At 67.6% G+C, this 16,740-nt stretch carries 22 protein-coding genes; 11 read left to right on the forward strand and 11 right to left on the reverse strand.

What is annotated here, in order from left to right; all coding sequences use genetic code 11:
• Positions 1 to 53 precede the first annotated feature (53 nt).
• Entirely contained in the window at positions 54 to 371 is a 318-nt protein-coding gene (locus HDC37_RS16490; protein ID WP_179561486.1) for a hypothetical protein, read from the reverse strand.
• Positions 372 to 429: 58 nt separating this feature from the next.
• On the opposite strand from HDC37_RS16490, the gene HDC37_RS16495 reads away from it, so the two are divergent.
• The gene (locus HDC37_RS16495) at positions 430 to 741 is read left to right on the forward strand and encodes a hypothetical protein (RefSeq protein WP_179561487.1); all 312 of its coding nucleotides are present in this window, start codon (positions 430 to 432) and stop codon (positions 739 to 741) included.
• On the opposite strand, the gene HDC37_RS16500 is transcribed toward HDC37_RS16495, so the two are convergent.
• Positions 723 to 1,196 (reverse strand): Lrp/AsnC family transcriptional regulator, encoded by a 474-nt coding sequence (locus tag HDC37_RS16500; protein ID WP_179561488.1) that lies wholly within the window; start codon positions 1,194 to 1,196, stop codon positions 723 to 725. The genes HDC37_RS16495 and HDC37_RS16500 overlap by 19 nt on opposite strands.
• Positions 1,197 to 1,313: 117 nt before the next feature.
• Here HDC37_RS16500 and HDC37_RS16505 point away from each other — a divergent pair, with 117 nt between their 5' ends.
• Positions 1,314 to 2,510, forward strand: coding sequence for a PLP-dependent aspartate aminotransferase family protein (locus tag HDC37_RS16505; RefSeq protein ID WP_179561489.1), 1,197 nt, complete (start codon positions 1,314 to 1,316; stop codon positions 2,508 to 2,510).
• A 294-nt stretch (positions 2,511 to 2,804) separates the two neighbouring features.
• On the opposite strand, the gene HDC37_RS16510 is transcribed toward HDC37_RS16505, so the two are convergent.
• Positions 2,805 to 3,113, reverse strand: a complete 309-nt coding sequence (locus tag HDC37_RS16510; RefSeq protein WP_179561490.1) for a hypothetical protein — start codon at positions 3,111 to 3,113, stop codon at positions 2,805 to 2,807.
• Positions 3,113 to 3,256 carry a hypothetical protein gene (locus HDC37_RS16515; RefSeq protein ID WP_179561491.1) on the reverse strand — a complete coding sequence of 48 codons (144 nt, stop codon included), beginning with the start codon at positions 3,254 to 3,256 and terminating at the stop codon, positions 3,113 to 3,115. Before HDC37_RS16515 ends, HDC37_RS16510 begins: the two co-directional genes overlap by 1 nt.
• A gap of 429 nt (positions 3,257 to 3,685) precedes the next feature.
• On the opposite strand from HDC37_RS16515, the gene HDC37_RS16520 reads away from it, so the two are divergent.
• Positions 3,686 to 4,300 (forward strand): hypothetical protein, encoded by a 615-nt coding sequence (locus tag HDC37_RS16520; RefSeq protein WP_179561492.1) that lies wholly within the window; start codon positions 3,686 to 3,688, stop codon positions 4,298 to 4,300.
• Between the two features lie 80 nt (positions 4,301 to 4,380).
• On the opposite strand, the gene HDC37_RS17460 is transcribed toward HDC37_RS16520, so the two are convergent.
• Positions 4,381 to 4,782, reverse strand: coding sequence for a LamG-like jellyroll fold domain-containing protein (locus HDC37_RS17460; RefSeq protein ID WP_179561493.1), 402 nt, complete (start codon positions 4,780 to 4,782; stop codon positions 4,381 to 4,383).
• Positions 4,783 to 4,884: 102 nt separating this feature from the next.
• Between HDC37_RS17460 and HDC37_RS16955 the strand changes: the two genes are divergently transcribed.
• Positions 4,885 to 5,136: a tyrosine-type recombinase/integrase gene (locus HDC37_RS16955; RefSeq protein WP_374939203.1), complete on the forward strand. Its 252-nt coding sequence runs from the start codon at positions 4,885 to 4,887 to the stop codon at positions 5,134 to 5,136.
• 155 nt (positions 5,137 to 5,291) lie between these two features.
• Here the strand turns inward: HDC37_RS16955 and HDC37_RS16535 are convergent, their stop codons facing one another.
• From HDC37_RS16535 to nrdH, 5 genes are all read right to left on the reverse strand, one after another.
• Positions 5,292 to 5,483, reverse strand: a complete 192-nt coding sequence (locus tag HDC37_RS16535; RefSeq protein WP_179561494.1) for a hypothetical protein — start codon at positions 5,481 to 5,483, stop codon at positions 5,292 to 5,294.
• A 256-nt stretch (positions 5,484 to 5,739) separates the two neighbouring features.
• On the reverse strand, positions 5,740 to 6,714 hold the full coding sequence (gene nrdF / locus HDC37_RS16540; RefSeq protein ID WP_179561495.1) for a class 1b ribonucleoside-diphosphate reductase subunit beta: 975 nt from the start codon (positions 6,712 to 6,714) through the stop codon (positions 5,740 to 5,742).
• Positions 6,715 to 6,745: 31 nt separating this feature from the next.
• Positions 6,746 to 8,902 (reverse strand): class 1b ribonucleoside-diphosphate reductase subunit alpha, encoded by a 2,157-nt coding sequence (nrdE, locus tag HDC37_RS16545; RefSeq protein WP_179561496.1) that lies wholly within the window; start codon positions 8,900 to 8,902, stop codon positions 6,746 to 6,748.
• Positions 8,884 to 9,318 (reverse strand): class Ib ribonucleoside-diphosphate reductase assembly flavoprotein NrdI, encoded by a 435-nt coding sequence (gene nrdI, locus HDC37_RS16550; protein WP_179561497.1) that lies wholly within the window; start codon positions 9,316 to 9,318, stop codon positions 8,884 to 8,886. The genes nrdE and nrdI overlap by 19 nt, the downstream gene beginning before the upstream one ends.
• A 48-nt stretch (positions 9,319 to 9,366) precedes the next feature.
• Entirely contained in the window at positions 9,367 to 9,600 is a 234-nt protein-coding gene (nrdH, locus tag HDC37_RS16555; RefSeq protein ID WP_179561498.1) for a glutaredoxin-like protein NrdH, read from the reverse strand.
• Positions 9,601 to 9,940: 340 nt separating this feature from the next.
• Between nrdH and HDC37_RS16560 the strand changes: the two genes are divergently transcribed.
• The gene (locus HDC37_RS16560) at positions 9,941 to 11,146 is read left to right on the forward strand and encodes an MFS transporter (protein ID WP_179561499.1); all 1,206 of its coding nucleotides are present in this window, start codon (positions 9,941 to 9,943) and stop codon (positions 11,144 to 11,146) included.
• A 22-nt stretch (positions 11,147 to 11,168) separates the two neighbouring features.
• On the opposite strand, the gene HDC37_RS16565 is transcribed toward HDC37_RS16560, so the two are convergent.
• Complete coding sequence (locus HDC37_RS16565; RefSeq protein ID WP_179561500.1) at positions 11,169 to 11,573, reverse strand: pilus assembly protein CpaE; 405 nt, start codon at positions 11,571 to 11,573, stop codon at positions 11,169 to 11,171.
• Positions 11,574 to 11,629: 56 nt separating this feature from the next.
• On the opposite strand from HDC37_RS16565, the gene HDC37_RS16570 reads away from it, so the two are divergent.
• The 6 genes from HDC37_RS16570 to HDC37_RS16595 are packed head-to-tail and all read left to right on the forward strand — an operon-like array spanning position 11,630 to position 16,609.
• Positions 11,630 to 12,409: an alpha/beta fold hydrolase gene (locus HDC37_RS16570; protein ID WP_218869934.1), complete on the forward strand. Its 780-nt coding sequence runs from the start codon at positions 11,630 to 11,632 to the stop codon at positions 12,407 to 12,409.
• Positions 12,406 to 13,554 carry an acyl-CoA dehydrogenase family protein gene (locus HDC37_RS16575; protein WP_308472258.1) on the forward strand — a complete coding sequence of 383 codons (1,149 nt, stop codon included), beginning with the start codon at positions 12,406 to 12,408 and terminating at the stop codon, positions 13,552 to 13,554. Before HDC37_RS16570 ends, HDC37_RS16575 begins: the two co-directional genes overlap by 4 nt.
• Before the next feature lie 40 nt (positions 13,555 to 13,594).
• Positions 13,595 to 14,866 carry a DUF445 domain-containing protein gene (locus HDC37_RS16580; RefSeq protein ID WP_179561502.1) on the forward strand — a complete coding sequence of 424 codons (1,272 nt, stop codon included), beginning with the start codon at positions 13,595 to 13,597 and terminating at the stop codon, positions 14,864 to 14,866.
• 26 nt (positions 14,867 to 14,892) lie between these two features.
• On the forward strand, positions 14,893 to 15,240 hold the full coding sequence (locus HDC37_RS16585) for a gamma-glutamylcyclotransferase family protein (RefSeq protein ID WP_308472259.1): 348 nt from the start codon (positions 14,893 to 14,895) through the stop codon (positions 15,238 to 15,240).
• Positions 15,237 to 16,139 carry an arginase family protein gene (locus tag HDC37_RS16590; protein ID WP_308472260.1) on the forward strand — a complete coding sequence of 301 codons (903 nt, stop codon included), beginning with the start codon at positions 15,237 to 15,239 and terminating at the stop codon, positions 16,137 to 16,139. Before HDC37_RS16585 ends, HDC37_RS16590 begins: the two co-directional genes overlap by 4 nt.
• A complete protein-coding gene (locus HDC37_RS16595; protein WP_179561504.1) occupies positions 16,136 to 16,609 on the forward strand; it encodes a histidine phosphatase family protein in 474 nt (157 codons plus the stop codon). The genes HDC37_RS16590 and HDC37_RS16595 overlap by 4 nt, the downstream gene beginning before the upstream one ends.
• The last annotated feature ends 131 nt before the right edge of the window (positions 16,610 to 16,740 follow it).

Raw genomic sequence — 16,740 nt, forward strand, 5'->3', positions numbered from 1 at the left:
CCACCCGCTCGATCGTCTCCTTGTCATACTTCGCCGGCATAACCCTCATCCTCCTAGATGGGATCAGAGCCTCCACGGAACCCAGGACGGTTCACCAGGCAGTGAACCGTCGCCGGGAAGTCATTCACCAGCGTGTACGCCGAATCGATCTGGCGCTGCACCGCACGGTCGGACACCCGCACCGCCGCCGCGATCTCCGCCGCGACACCGCGGAGAGCCATGTCCCTGTCCCGCACCACCACGGAGGATCCCTCCGCCAGCCGCGCCGCGAACGCGCCCGCTTTCGCCAACACCCTGGCCTGCGCCGCCTCCGCCTGAGCCAACACCTGCTGCGCTTGCTCGGCCTCCGCCAGGATTCCCGTCAACTCCACACGGTGAACCGTCCTGGGTTCCGTGGAGGCTCTGATCCCATCTAGGAGGATGAGGGTTATGCCGGCGAAGTATGACAAGGAGACGATCGAGCGGGTGGTTCGGATGTATTCCGAGCGTCGGCTCGAGTTTCCGGAGGAGTCTCAGGCGGCGTCGACGAATCAGGTGTCGATGCTGACGCGGGTTCCTGCGGACACGATTAAGGGCTGGGTGCGGCGTGCGCAGATCGATGGGGGTGCTCGGCCTGGGGTAACCAGTGATCAGCTGGCGGAGTTGAAGAAACTGCGGCGTGAGAAACCCGAGGTTGAACCCGACGCCGCACAGCCGCGCCGGCCCAAGCCGGAAGAACCCGCTCAGATGAGGGGACCTTGACCGTCGCGCACCTCGAACAGGAGCTGCGTCTCGGTCGCCCGCACAACGGGGTGCACGGTGATGTGCTCCAGAACCACATCGCGCAGCGCTTCGGGATCGCGCACGGCCACATGGACGAGGAAGTCGTCCACTCCGGCGACGTGGAAGACACGCAGCGCGGACGGGATGGCACAGAGCGCGTCGAACAGGTCGCGGACACGAGAGGCCGAGTGACTTCCCAGCCGCACGCGGATGAGCGCCTGGATCGGATAGCCCAGCGCAGCCTCGTTCAAGCGCACCTGCGATCCGCGGATCACTCCCCGCGCACGCAGCATGCGCACCCGATGGGCACACGTGGATTCGGCCAGGCCGAGCCGCCCGGCAAGGGCCCGGTTGGTGAGGTCACCGTCGAGCTGTAGCAGCCGCAGGATGCGGACGTCGGTGTCATCCAGGAGCTCGCCGCCCTGAGATTTCATCGAAGAACCCTTCCTCGAGCCCATCGTTGTTGCAGGAAATTCGGATCAAGCGCGGGTTCTCCACCCTTTCAGCCTGGCACCCAACCATCCTGTTGTGATTCCCCTCACACTAGCTGCATGGAATCTGCTCACCGCCACAACGACACCGTCGCCGTGCACGCCGGACGGGCCGACCTCGAGGGTCTCGGCGTTCACGCGCTCCCGATCGACCTGTCGACCACGAACCCCATCCCCGACCTGGAAGCCGGTGGGCTGTCCTACGAATCCATGGCGAGCGGGGGTCACCCGCTCCCGGAAGGCGGGCTCGTGTATGCGCGGTTGTGGAATCCCACCGTCGCCCGCTTCGAGAGCGCGCTGGCCGAACTGGAGGGCGCCGAGGAGGCTGTCGCCTTCGCCTCGGGCATGGCGGCGATGACCGCCGCGATCATCGCCCACAGTGCAGCGACCGGAAGGTCGCATGTCATCGCGGTGCGCCCGCTCTACGGCGGGACCGACCACCTGCTCTCGTCGGGGCTGCTCGGCATCGAGGTCACGTACTGCCACGAGGACGAGATCGCCGCCGCGATCCGACCCGAAACCGGGCTGGTCGTCGTCGAGACGCCCGCCAATCCCACGCTCGAACTCGTCGACATCGCTGCGGTGGTGGCGTCAGCCGGCAGCATCCCCGTCCTCGTCGACAACACGTTCGCAACGCCACTGCTGCAGAACCCGGTCGCGCTCGGCGCGGCGATGTCGCTGCACAGCGCGACGAAGTACCTCGGCGGCCACGGCGACGTCATCGCCGGTGTCATCGCGTGCGATGCCGAGACCGCCGCCGCGCTGCGTCGTGTGCGCGCGGTGACCGGTGGACTTCTGCACCCCCTCGGCGCATATCTGCTGCACCGAGGACTGCCGACCCTGCCGGTGCGCCTCGAACGGCAGCAGGGCACGGCGCGCCGACTTGTGGCATGGCTGCAGGAGCAGCCGGAGATCGCCGAGGTGCACTACCCCGGACTCGACGGGGATCCGCGTGGCCTGCTGCGACGTCAGATGCGGGGAACCGGCGCGATGATCGCGGTGAGCCTTCGCGGAGGGTTCGAGGCTGCGGCCGCCGTCACCTCGGCCGTCACGCTCTTCACGCACGCCGTGTCACTGGGAGGGGTCGACTCCCTCATCCAGCACCCCGCCGCCCTGACGCACCGTCCGGTCCCCGCGCACGCGCGCCCGCACGCGGGCCTCGTGCGACTGTCGATCGGGCTCGAACACGTCGACGATCTCCGCAACGACCTCGCCCGCGCGCTGCGCACGATTCCCGCCGAGCTGATCAGCGCGTAACCGAACCCGGAGTCAGAACCGGGAGGTCAGAAGTCCCAGTCGTCGTCCTCGGTCGCGACGGCCTTGCCGATGACGTACGACGAGCCCGACCCGCTGAAGAAGTCGTGGTTCATCGCGTCGCCGCGCGATCACAGGCTCACCCGCGTGATATCGCCCCTCTAGGCACAACGGGGACGTAGATGGGCAGCGTTTAGATCACCACGGGAATCGCCCGTTGGATCGCTCCGGATGCCGGCGGGCGCCCCGTGTGATCCTGACGACCGCTCTCATCGAGGGCCCGCGTGTTGCTCAGCGTCAGTCCTGAACAAGGTCTTCGGAAGAAATGGCCTCGGCCAGCGCCTGCTGAAGCTCCGCTTCAGTCAGACCGAAGCGGCTGGAAAGCATTCGGAGCACGGTATGTGCGACCACCGCGCCGGCTTCAACCTGTTTGGCCATCCGCGCCACCAGTATTGCGGCATCGCCGTTCGATGCGGCGACCTGCTCCTGGACAATGAATTTGAGCTGGGCGTTGGTGGCGGAGGGGTCGTCCGCAACCTTCGCCGTCAGCAGCCCGGCGAAGGCCCGTAGCATCTCGTTGCGGTCGTGTGCAGAGAGGTCGCCCATCACATCAGGGTGACATGCGCCTCCGACACGGGTCGTGCTCGACCAGAGAATCCGATCGAGCACGAGCCGCGCCATGAGGCCTGGCACTGCTTGGCGATATAGATGATGAGGGCGACGAGCCCGAGCACGATGATGTACTCCATCACGGTCCTTCCTTTTCGGGCAGCTCGTCGAGATACGATGACCTTGCGATGGGATCCTCGGCTCTCGCCAGCTGGAGGGTGTGCGCGAGGGCCCCACTCGATGCGAGGCCCTCGTCATGTCGATGTCTCCTTTCTGTCGATGGCTTCGGCATCGCGCAGTCCAGGGTGCAGTGCTGCCGGGCTGAGGGGATTGGTCCCTCACCTTGTAATACGCACCAGTGGCGTAATCGACCACCTTGCGGCGCAGAAAGTTGTTGTCGGTTCTAAAGGACGCCTAAGTGGCACGAGATGCTCACGAGGGCCAGGGCCAGCTCACCCGCCGCCCGGTCGTGATCGATCCGTGACCGCGGCGGGTCGCCAGCTTCGGATAGCCTTTCCCTCATGCGCGCGGAAGGGGCCGCGCCGCAGTCATCACTAGGGGGAACACCGATGCGTCGCATCGTCAATACGGCTGCGCTCAGCGCAGCTACCATCGCTCTCGTTCTCGGGGTGGTCGGGTGCAGCAGCCCGGCGCCGCAGCCGGAAGCGATCGCCACACCGACGACCGAGCCGTCCGCCTCGGCAGAGCCTGCACCGTCCGAGACCGAGACCGAAGAAGCTGCCGCCGCGGTGGGGACGCGGGAGAACCCGGTCCCTGTCGGGCAGGTGCTCGCGTTCAGCGCGGACTCAGCATTCAAGGTCGGAGCATCCGGACCAACCCAGGTCGCGGCCGACTTCTCGGTCCTGCCGCTGGTGATTCAGATCGACTGGGCGAACTTCAACGCGCAGTCGGCAGCGCAGGGTCAGCCGCCCGGAGGACCATTCCAGCCGTGGGCTAGCTTCGGGGTCTCGTTCGTGACCGCGGGTGGGACCTCGTACGACACGATGGACAACTACAGCGTGACTATCGAGAACCAGCTCTTTGACATCGGCGATGTCTATGAGGGGACCGACGCCGTCAATGCGAACGTGCCGGTCAGCGTCCCCGAGGCTGAGATAGCCGGCGGCGTGTGGGTCGTTGAGAACTACTCCTCAGGCGCCCGGGTGTTCATCGCACCCCAGTAGCCCACAAACGCAAAAGGCCCCCTCGAGCCCACCCAGTGCCGGGTGAACCCGAGGGAGCCTTTTGCGTTGTCTGAATCGTGTCACTCGCCGATGTTGAAGGCGGAGTGTCGGGTTCGCATCGCGTCGTGGATCGCGCTCATCTGGAGCGGGGTGAGCCCGAACGGCCAGATCACGAACTCCGCGACGTCGCCGTTGAACCAGGGCCCTCCGGCGAGGCCGAGGTAGATCTGATCGAACGTGTTCACGCTCGGCGGATTAGTGATCGCCGGGCCAGACACCACGCCGTTGATCATGCATCGCATGGTCTGGTCCGGTGACTGTGTGTAGGCGACGACCAGCCATCCGCCGCCATCAGCGGGAGAGGGCACGGTCTGACTGGCCGTCGATCCGTCGAACAGCAGCCCGTCCGTGCTGGGGTGCTTCAGTGACGAATCGATCGTGCCGCCGTTGACGGACGAATCGGAGACGGCACCGATCCCCACAAAGCCGATCGCAAAGCTCTGCGAGGGAACGGGCCGCGACGGTTTCGTGTTCTCCGACGGGGCGACGCCGATGTCATACCCGCACCGGACTCGGGCTGGTTCGTGCAGGCCGTGACCGCGTGCCAGGTCGCTGACGCCAGCTTCCCGATGATCACCCCGCACGACCAGCGGCACACGGCCGCGTCACTGGCGATCTCCGCCGGCGCGAATGTGAAGGCCGTGCAGCGCGTGCTCGGGCACGCGTCCGCGGCGATGACGGTCGACGTCTACGCCGAAAACGCCGACCTGTTCGACGACGATCTCGAAGCTGTCGCGGTGGCGATGTCGCAGGCGCACCGAGCCGCTGTCTCGTGACACGCCCGAGAGCTCAATGCCCTTGCGGAGCCGGGCATACGTGAAGGATGCTGTGTGTTACTCCCACTGTGCGTCGACCGCAGGGACCGCGTCCTCGAAAACGACAAAAGCCCCCGACCTAAGTCGGGGGCTGATGCCTAATCAGTCGATCGAAATCACGCTGCTGCAACAGCTTCGATCAGGAAACGGAACGCGCATTCTCCCTTGCGGTCGATGCACGGCGGGAACGTCGCTCCACGTTCGTGGAAGCTGACGACCCCATATTGGTCAGCCCACGTTCCGTCGAACGGGACGCGCTGACCGGTCTTCCAGGTGCCGTCGGGCCCCTGAGGGTAGTGATTCGTCATGGCGGGGTACCTCCTTTCGTCGCCATCTGCCTCGATGCGAATGTCGAGGACAACGGGCGAAGGGCCCTCGCGAGTGTGCGCGAGAGCCCTTCGAATGGGGTTGCCGAGGAGCGCGACTGGATAGTCGCGCGGCATCGGTGTCGATGAACTGTGGGCATTTCGTGGGCAAGCGTGACGCCGGGCGCCTCGCGCTCGGTTCCAGTGCTGCGAATTTCCATCTCCACCTCCTCGGTTAGATCGCTTCTCATCGGGGACTTCAGAAGTCCCAGTCGTCGTCCTCGGTCGCGACGGCCTTGCCGATGACGTACGACGACCCCGACCCGCTGAAGAAGTCGTGGTTCTCGTCGGCGTTCGGCGAGAGCGCCGACAGGATCGCCGGGTTCACGTCGGTGACGGTCGCCGGGAACATCGCCTCGTAGCCGAGGTTCATCAGCGCCTTGTTGGCGTTGTAGTGCAGGAACTTCTTCACGTCCTCGGTGAGGCCGACCTCGTCATAGAGATCCTGGGTGTACTGGATCTCGTTGTCGTACAGCTCGTACAGGAGCGAGAACGCGTAGTCCTTGATGTCCTGTCGCGCCGCGTCATCCAGCAGCTCCAGACCACGCTGGAACTTGTAGCCGATGTAGTAGCCGTGGACGGCCTCGTCACGGATGATGAGGCGGATGATGTCGGCCGTGTTCGTCAGCTTCGCCTTCGACGACCAGTACAGCGGCAGGTAGAAGCCCGAGTAGAACAGGAACGACTCCAGCAGGGTCGACGCCACCTTGCGCTTGAGGGGCTCGTCACCGCGGTAGTAGTCCATGACGATCCGCGCCTTCTTCTGAAGGTTCTCGTTCTCCGTCGACCAGCGGAAGGCGTCGTCGATCTCCGGCGTCGAGCACAGCGTCGAGAAGATCGACGAGTAGCTCTTGGCGTGCACCGACTCCATGAACGCGATGTTGGTGTACACCGCCTCCTCGTGGGGGGTGATCGCGTCGGGGATCAGCGACACCGCGCCGACCGTGCCCTGGATCGTGTCCAGGAGGGTCAGCCCGGTGAAGACCCGCATCGTCAGCGTCTGCTCCTGCGGGGTCAGCGTGTTCCACGACTGGATGTCGTTGGACAGCGGCACCTTCTCGGGCAGCCAGAAGTTGTTCACCAGGCGGTTCCAGACCTCGAGGTCTTTGTCGTCCTGGATGCGGTTCCAGTTGATCGCCTGGACCCGGTTGAGCAGTTGGAGCTTCTCAGCCATCATGTCTCCTAAAAAAGTCCTGATCAGAGGGTCACAGCATGCAGCTGACGCACTCGGTCATGTCGGTTCCCTCGAGCGCCATCTGCCGCAGGCGGATGTAGTAGATGGTCTTGATGCCCTTCTTCCAGGCGTAGATCTGCGCGCGGTTGATGTCGCGCGTGGTCGCGGTGTCCTTGAAGAAGAGCGTCAGCGACAGCCCCTGGTCGACGTGCTGCGTCGCCGCGGCGTACGTGTCGATGACCTTCTCGTAGCCGATCTCGTACGCGTCTTCGTAGTACTCGAGGTTCTCGTTCGTCATGAACGGCGCCGGGTAGTAGACGCGGCCGAGCTTGCCTTCCTTGCGGATCTCGATCTTCGACGCGATCGGGTGGATCGACGACGTCGAGTTGTTGATGTACGAGATCGATCCCGTCGGCGGAACCGCCTGCAGGTTCTGGTTGTAGATGCCGTGCTGCTGGATGCTCGCCTTCAGCTCACGCCAGTCGTCCTGGGTGGGAACGGGGACCTCGGCGAACAGCTCCTTCACCCGCTCCGTGGCAGGCACCCACGCCTGATCGGTGTACTTGTCGAAGAACTCCCCCGACGCGTACGCCGAGTCCCAGAACCCGTCGAAGGTCGTGCCGCGCTCGATGGCGAGGCGGTTCGACGCGCGCAGGGCGTGGAAGAGCACCGTGTAGAAGTAGATGTTCGTGAAGTCCAGGCCCTCTTCCGAGCCGTAGTGGATGTGCTCGCGGGCGAGGAACCCGTGCAGGTTCATCTGCCCGAGACCGATCGCGTGCGAGCGGTCGTTGCCGTCCTCGATCGAACGGACCGAGCGGATGTGGCTCTGGTCGCTCACCGCGGTGAGGGCCCGGATGGCGGTCTCGACCGTCTGGCCGAGGTTGCCGCCGTCCATCGCCAGCGCGATGTTCATCGACCCCAGGTTGCAGGAGATGTCCTTGCCGATCTGGGCGTAGGAGAGGTCCTCGTTGTACGTCGTCGGGGTGTTGACCTGCAGGATCTCCGAGCACAGGTTGGACATGTTGATCCGACCCTTGATCGGGTTGGCCTTGTTCACCGTGTCCTCGAACATGATGTACGGGTAGCCCGACTCGAACTGGATCTCGGCGAGGGTCTGGAAGAACTCGCGCGCGTTGATCTTGGTCTTCTTGATGCGGGCGTCGTCGACCATCTCGCGGTACTTCTCGGTGACGGAGATGTCGCCGAAGGGCACCCCGTAGACGCGCTCGACGTCGTAGGGCGAGAAGAGGTACATGTCCTCGTCGTTCTTGGCCAGCTCGAACGTGATGTCGGGGATCACCACACCCAGCGAGAGCGTCTTGATGCGGATCTTCTCGTCGGCGTTCTCACGCTTGGTGTCGAGGAAGCGCAGGATGTCGGGGTGATGGGCCGAGAGGTACACCGCCCCCGCGCCCTGGCGGGCGCCGAGCTGGTTGGCGTAGCTGAAGCTGTCTTCGAGGAGCTTCATCACGGGGATGATGCCCGATGACTGGTTCTCGATCTGCTTGATCGGAGCGCCGGCCTCACGGATGTTCGACAGCAGGAGCGCCACCCCGCCACCGCGCTTGGACAGCTGCAGAGCGGAGTTGATGCCGCGGGCGATCGACTCCATGTTGTCTTCGATCCGCAGGAGGAAGCACGACACGAGTTCGCCGCGCTGCGCCTTCCCGGTGTTGAGGAACGTCGGCGTGGCCGGCTGGAAGCGACCGGAGATGATCTCCTCGACCAGCTGGACGGCGAGCGCCTGGTCGCCGTCGGCGAGCCCGAGCGCGGTCATCACGACACGGTCCTCGAAGCGCTCGAGGTACCGCTTGCCGTCGAAGGTCTTCAGCGTGTAGCTGGTGTAGTACTTGAAGGCGCCGAGGAACGTCTCGAAGCGGAACTTCTTGCCGTAGGCGAGGTCGTTGAGCTGCTGGATGAACTCGAAGGGGTACTTCTCGAGCACCGTGGGCTCGTAGTACTCCTTCTCCACGAGGTAGTCCAGGCGCTCCTTGAGCGAGTGGAAGAACACCGTGTTCTGGTTCACGTGCTGGAGGAAGTACTCCCGCGCAGCGCGCTTGTCGGCGTCGAACTGGATCTTCCCGTCCGGTCCGTACAGGTTCAGCATCGCGTTCAGGGCGTGATAGTCCAGACCCTCGAATCGCGCCTCGGTCTTGAAGTCCTTCTCGGTCAGTGCAGCTTCCACCATCGTTCCAATCCATCGCTGACGCGTGCCACGTCTTCAGGCGTGCCGAATACTTCGAGCCGGTACAAGTGCGGCACCCGGCACTTGCGGCTGATGATTTCGCCGGCGAGGCAGAACGACTCGCCGAAGTTGCTGTTGCCTGCGGAGATCACTCCGCGCAGAAGTCGCCTGTTCCGCTCGTCGTTGAGGAAACGGATGACCTGCTTGGGGACGGCACCCTTCTCTTCACCGCGTCCCTGGCCTCCCCCGTAGGTGGGGGTCACGAGAACGAAGGGCTCGTCCACGACCGGGGTCGGTTCGGAGGCGGTGATCGGGATGCGGATGGCGGGGAGGTCGAGCTTCTCGATGAAGCGTGCGGTGTTGCCCGACACGCTGGAGAAATAGACCAGGAGCGGGGCGGATGTCGCCAGTGCGCTCATCGTTCCCTCCTGGGCTCGATCCTCGCGGTCCCCGACGCGGCGCCGGCTTCAGGCCAGGCGCGACGCCAGTTCGTCGATCTTGTCGGGACGGAAGCCCGACCAGTGGTCTTCGTCGGTGATGACGACGGGCGCCTGCAGGTAGCCGAGGGCCTTGACCTGCTCGAGCGCGGCCGGGTCTTCGGAGAGGTCGTGGACCTCGTATGCGATGCCCTTCGAGTCCAGCGCGCGGTAGGTCGCAGTGCACTGCACGCAGGACGGCTTGGTGTAAACGGTGATCGCCATGTCGATCCGTTCTCCCCTCGATCTCGAGTGTTTCCTCCGGTGACCCCCACCGGGAGTCCAATACTACATATGGGTGCCGACATCGGATAGCACCACTAGGGATAGTAGTTACATCCGTGTAGTTTTCTCACTGTCATCCCCATGTACAACACAGGTTGTCCACCGTTTCATCCACAGGCGGCCCATCGATCGCGAGATCGGAAAGCCCGGATTCGCGCGGCTTTCCCAACCCGATGGAGAACTCCTCCACAGGGGGGACGATATTCGGGGGTTCCGACATCCGATTCCCTGTGGACAGAGCGCGACGGCGTGTCGCGGCGTGTCGCACTAGCGTGGTGGCGTGGCGGGATATCGAGACCTTCTGCGCACCCCCGGAGTGGCGCGCATCATCGCCGCACAGCTGACCGCCCGCTTCCCCAACGGCATGACGAGCCTGGCCGTCCTGCTCCATATCGAGCAGGTGACCGGCTCCTACGGCGCGGCCGGTCTGGTCCTGGCCGCCACCTCCGTCGGCCAGGCGGTCGCCGGCCCGGTGACCAGCCGCTGGATGGGCCTGTGGGGCATGCGACGGGTGCTCTCGATCACCCTGGCGATCTGCGCGGTCGCGATCGCGACGCTGGCCCTGGTGGAGATGCCGCTCCCCGCCTACATGGTGCTGGGGCTGGTGGCGGGGCTGTCGACGCCCCCGGTCCAGTCGGCGGTGCGCACGATCTACCCCAAGATGGTCAACTCCCGTCAGCTGACGCCCCTGTTCTCGCTGGACGCCTCGCTGCAGGAGATCATCTGGATCATCGCGCCGGTCCTCGTCACCTTCGTGGCGACCCAGATCGGCACGGTCGAAGCCCTGGTGCTCATCGTCGTGATCCTCGTCGGCGGCGGAGTGTGGTTCATCCTGTCGCCCGAGGTCGGGCGCGTGCGGATCCCCCGGAGCCGCCGACGCCTCGGACGGGTGCTCGCCAAGCCGCCCGTGCTCCTGGCCACCGTCATCGGCTTCCTCCTCATCGGCGGCTGCGCCGCGGTCGAGGCCGGCGTCGTGGCGACCTTCGGCCACAGCGGGCTGGAGGCAGGGCTGGTCCTGGCGGTCTTCTCCATCGGCAGCCTCGCCGGCGGGCTCGGCTTCGGCCACATCCCCATCGGCCCGTGGGCCATGGCGCGCCGCATGGGCATCTTCACCCTGGGCCTCCTCCTCGCCCTCATCTCGCTGGATGTGTGGTGGCTGGGCGGAACGCTCTTCCTCGCCGGCATCGGAATCGCCCCGGCCCTGGCGGTGCTGTTCGCGATGACCTCGGCGAGCGTGAAGTTCAGCGAGACCGCCGAGGCGTACGGATGGATCGGCACCGGGCAGCTCATCGGCGCCGCCGCCGGCTCGGCCGTCGCCGGGTTCCTCATCGACGGCGTGGGTCCGCAGGGCGCCTACATCGCGGCGGCGGCCTTCGCGGGCGTCGGCTTCCTCGTCGCGGTGGTGTTCGTGCGGGGGTTCCCCGACCTTCGTGGGCGCGACGCCAGCCCCATCCCCGATACCGAACCCGTCTCGACGATCATCTGAGCGGATGCCGCGGGCGAGCCCGCTACTGGATGCGACGCAGCAGCTCCAGAACCGCCATCGCGTAGGCGTCGGCGGGTTCGGGGTGCTCGAAGACGACGACCTCGCCCCCCAGCTCGATCTCCACCTGATGGGTGTCGACGAGCCGGCGCAGCGACCGGAACGCCCCGCGCAGCAGCTCCCGCAGCTGGCTCTCGTGCGGCAGCCACAGGGCGTCTTCGAGCGCGACGGAATCGAGCGCCCACTCGGTCGTGCCGTTGAAGGCCAGGATGCGACCGGTCGGGTAATCGCGCGGCTCGATGGTCATCTCGCTGACGGTGAAGATGTCGGCATCGAACTCGGGTTCGTCCAGCTGGAAGCGATCACCGGATGTCGGATGCCACACGAGACCCGCCGCGCGCAGTTCGAGGGCGAGGTCGGTCGAGATCATGCCCTCCATCTTCCGCCACCCAGAGGCGGCGAGGCCCGCTTACGCTGAAGGGCGTGATGTTCCCGGTGACTCTCCCCCGCATCTCCTGGGGCGACCCGCGCGCCCCGCGGCGCACCCTGCTCGTCCACGGACTCGGTTCCACCGCGGCGCTGATGTGGCGCTTCGGCGTGGCGCTGGCCGAAGACGGGTGGCGCGCGGACGCCGTCGATCTGCGCGGGCACGGCGTCGCCCCGCGCGTGCTCGACTACACGATCCCCGCCTACGCCGCCGACCTCGCCCGCACCCGTCCCGAGGAGAGCGATGCGACCTGGGACCTCGTCATCGGCCACTCCCTCGGCGGCGCGGCGACCACGCTCGCCGCCGCGGCGACTCCGGAATGGACGCGTCGCATCATCCTCATCGATCCCGCCATCCACCTCTCCGCCCACGACCGCGAGGTCGTGCGACGAAGTCAGGAGGAGGCCTTCGCCGACCCGACGGAGGGTGCCGTGCGCGCGGCGCACCCGCAGTGGCATCCTCATGACATCGAGCTGAAGGCCCTCGCGGCCCGGCAGGCCAGCAGGTGGGCGGTCGAGCAGACGAGCCTGCAGAACCCTGTGTGGGACGTGCGCGACGCCCTGGCCCGACTCGATGTCGACGTGGACGTTCTCGCCGCAGACCCGGGGGTGTACAGCATCTTCGACGGCCCGCTCGCCACCGAGGTGCTCGCAGCCAACGACCGGGTGCGGATGACGGTGGTCACCGGCGCCGGGCACTCGCCGCATCGCGACAAGCCCGAACAGACCGTCGCGGAGCTGCGCCGGGTGCTGCAGGAGCGACGGACAATGGGATCGTGATCGAACCGGAGACGATCCTCCCGCCGGAGCTGCTGGAGCGGTTCCGCGAGCGCGCGGGGACGCACGATCGCGAGAACACCTTCCCCGCGGCCGACCTCGACGAACTCCGTGGGATCGGGTACCTCGCCCTCCTCGTGCCCGAGGCCCTCGGGGGTCGGGGGCTGGCCCTCGCCGAAGTCGCGCTGCTGCAGCAGCGTCTTGCCACCGCCGCCCCGGCCACGGCTCTCGCGATCAACATGCACCTGGTGTGGACGGGCGTCGCACGCCAGCTCCTGGACCGCGGCATCGACGACCTGCGCTTCGTCCTGGAGGGCGCGGCGGCCGGGGAGGTGTTCGCCTTCGGCATCAGCGAAGCCGGCAACGACCTCGTGCTCTTCGGCAGCGACACCGCCGCCGAACCCCGCCCGGACGGCGGGTACGCCTTCACCGGCACGAAGATCTTCACCACCCTCTCCCCCGTCTGGACGCAGCTGGGGCTCCACGGCCTCGACACCCACTCGACCGACGGCCCGCGGATCGTCTACGCGTTCGTTCCGCGAAGCGAGGAGGCTGCGGGTCGGGTGCGCATCCGCGACGACTGGGACACCCTCGGCATGCGCGCCACGCAGTCCCGCACGACGGAGCTCCACGGCGCTCTCGCTCCGCCCGGGCGCGTGGTCAGGCGCGTGGCACCCGGGCCTCAGCCCGATCCGCTCGTGTTCGGCATCTTCAGCGTGTTCGAACTGCTCATCGCCTCGGTGTACACCGGCATCGCGCGCCGCGCGCTCGACCTCGCCGTTGCCGCCGCCACGCGGAAGGACAGCCAGAACCCGCGGCTGCGCTGGCAGGTGGCCGACATGGCTATCGCCTATGACGCGCTGCCGCCGCAGATCGACGCGCTCTGCCGCGATCTCGCAGAGAACGTCGACCACGGGGGCCGCTGGTTCTCGCTGCTGTCGGGGGTCAAGCACCGCGCCGTCACCACAGCCAAATCCGTCGTCGACGAGGCGCTCATCGTCGCGGGCGGGTCGTCCTTCTTCGCACGCGCGGAACTCTCCCGGCTCTATCGCGACGTCGCCGCCGGGGTGTTCCATCCCTCCGACCCGGAATCGGCTCACTCCGCCGCGGCGACGGCGTGGCTCGGGCCGCTGGAGACGCGCTCCTGACTCTCGCGGTCCGCAGAGGCACGCGTGCGAGGATGACCGGATGGCACGTACCCCGACGGCTCTCCTGAGCCCCGCCGACCAGCAGCGGCGCCGCGGCCTGCGCACGATGAAGGCCGTGGCCCTGGGCGCTCTGCTGGCGATGGCCGTGGTGTTCGCGATCGCGTTCTCGCTCCAGGAGCAGGTGCCCTGGCTCGGCTACGTCCGCGCGGCCGCCGAAGGCGGCATGGTGGGGGCGCTGGCGGACTGGTTCGCGGTGACGGCTCTGTTCCGGCATCCGCTCGGTCTCCCCATCCCGCACACCGCCATCATCCCCAAACGCAAGGACGAGATCGGCCGCACGCTCGGCGAGTTCGTCGAGACCGAGTTCCTGCGCGGCGACGTGGTGCGCACGAAGGTCGCCGCGACCCATGTGTCCCGCCGGGCGGGCGAGTGGCTGCGCGAGCCCGCGCACGCGGCCCGCGTGGGTTCCGAAGCCTCGGTGATCGCCGCCGGGGTCCTCCGCGCGCTGAGCGACGACGACGTGCGCGACGTCATCGAGGAGCTCGCCCGCGAGCACGTCCTCGAGCCGGAGTGGGGGCCGCCGGTGGGCGCCTGGCTCGGCCGGGTGATCGCCGCGGGCGCCCACCACAGTGCCGTCGACCTGGCCGCCGAGACGATCGAGCACTGGCTCGCCGCCAACAGGGTCGCTTTCGAGGGTCTGGTCTCGCGGCGACTGCCCAGCTGGGTGCCTCGGATCGCGCAGCGCCTCGTCGACGAGACCGTGTACAACGAGGCGGTGAAGTTCGTGGCGGTCGTGCGCGCCGACCCCGATCATCCGGCGCGGCACGCGATCGACGGGTACCTCGAGCGCCTCGCCCGGAACCTGCAGACCGATCCCGCCACCATCGGACGGCTCGAAGACGCCAAGGAGTCCCTCTTCGACAGCCCCCGGGTCCGCGAACTCGCCGCGCAGGCGTGGGGCACCGCGAAGTCCGGGCTGCTCGCCGCCCTCGACGACCCCGACAGCGGTCTGCGCCGGCGCCTCGCCGACGCCCTGGCCGACATCGGCGAGCGCCTGGTGACCGACCCCGCCCTGCAGCAGCGCGTGGACGGCTGGGTGACCGACGCCGCCGTGTTCCTCGTCGATCGGTATCGGCACGACATCGCCTCGATCATCACCGACACCGTCGAGAAGTGGGACCCGCAGGAGACGACCGAGAAGATCGAGCTCATGGTCGGCCGCGACCTGCAGTACATCCGGCTCAACGGCACCATCGTCGGGTCGCTGGCGGGCCTCGTCATCTATACGATCGCCCGCGCCATCTGGGGATGACGCTTCTGCGGCGCTACAGTGAGCGCGTGGAATCGGTGGGCGGCGAACTGCTCTTCAGCTACGGCACACTCCAGCAGCCCGAGGTGCAGCTGGACACCTTCGGCAGGATCGTCGAGGCCGAGCCCGACGTGCTGCCCGGGTTCACGGTGGACTACGCCGAGATCGTCGACGAGCGGGTGGTGGATGTCTCGGGGCACGCGGTGCACCCCATCGTGCGTGCGACCGGCAACCCGCTGGACAAGGTGGTGGGGAAGGTCATGTCCATCACCGAGGACGAGCTCGACGCCGCCGACGAGTACGAGGTCTCGCTCTATCGCCGCATCTCGGCCCCGCTCGCCAGCGGCCGCGTCGCCTGGGTGTACGTGTCGGTGTGAGCGGCCTCTTCCACGACCCCCTCTGGCCGCGGGCCGGTGACTGGCCGTCCGCTCACGACCGCGCGGAGGCGTCGGGCGCCGTCGATGTCGCGATCCTCGGCGTGCCGACCTGGCGCACGTCGTTGTCGGCGACCGGTGCGCACGCCACCCCCGCCGCCGTGCGCGAAGCGCTCCGCCGCTACAGCCCCACCCTGATCGGACCGCCCGCCGTCGACCTCGATGCCGCTCTCGCGATCGCCGACGCCGGGGACATCGCCGAGCCCGATGGCGACGACGGTGAGTCGCGCGTGCGGCGCGCGGTGGCGGAACTCCGCGCCCGCGGTGCGCTCGTGATCGCACTCGGCGGTGACAACGCCGCGACAGTGCCGGTCGCCCAGGGGGCACGAGCGGGGGGCCTGGTCACCCTCGACGCGCATCTCGACATGCGCGACGGGCGGTCGAACGGCTCGCCGGTGCGCCGACTCATCGAGGACGGACTCGACCCGGCCCACATCGTGCAGATCGGCATCGCGGATTTCGCCAACTCCCCCGCCTACCTCGCTCGCGCGCGGAACTTCGGGATCACCCTCGTCACGCTCGATCAGGTTCGCCGGCGCCCCGCCGCCGACCTTGTGGCCGAGGCGTTCGAGATCGCCGGAGCGGGAGCAGGGGGCGTGCACCTGGACATCGATGTGGATGTCTGCGACCGCTCGGTCGCGCCGGGGTGCCCGGCCTCGGTTCCGGGGGGGCTGAGCGCTGACGCGCTTCGCACGCTGGTGCGATCGGCGGCGTCGGATGACCGGCTGGTCTCGGCCGATATCGTCGAAGTCGACGCGACGGCCGACGCCGAGGACCGCCGGACGGTGCGACTCGCGGCCCTGTGCGTCCTGGAGCTTCTGGCGGGAAGGGCGATGCGATGACGATCGAACTGGTGCTGGCGCGACACGCGAAGTCGGACTGGGGCGACCCGGGGCTCCGCGATCATGACCGCCCGCTGAACGAACGCGGTGTGCGCGATGCGCCGCGGATGGCCGCGCGCCTGGCCGCGACGGGTTTCCGCCCCGAGGCGCTGCTGTCCAGCACCGCCGTGCGCGCCCGGACGACCGCTGAGGCGTTCGCCGCGGCGCTCGAGACCACGGTCACCCTCGTCCCCGACCTCTACGGGGCCCCACCCCCGACCCTCCTCACCACCGCGTCGGAGACCGGCGCTTCGCGGGTGATGCTCGTCGCCCACAACCCCGGCATGGCCGAGCTCGCCGCCGCGCTCTCCGGGGGGCGGATCGGTGAGATGCCGACCTGCGCGGTCGCCCGGTTCCGCTGGGACGATGACGACTGGGCGCTCGTCGGCGCGGTCGACCCGATCGAGTGGCACCTCGACACACCCCGGTGAGGCGCCGGGCGGGCGGTCTGGTTGCCGGGCGGCCTCGCGCGCGATCGGCCGGGTAGCCGGGGCCGGGGGCCGGGCGCACAACTCCTCAAACCTGCACCGCATCGGGCCGCGCCCCCGCGGTTTTCCGCGGC

This window comes from Microbacterium sp. AK009 (assembly GCF_013410955.1).
GTDB lineage: Bacteria > Actinomycetota > Actinomycetes > Actinomycetales > Microbacteriaceae > Microbacterium.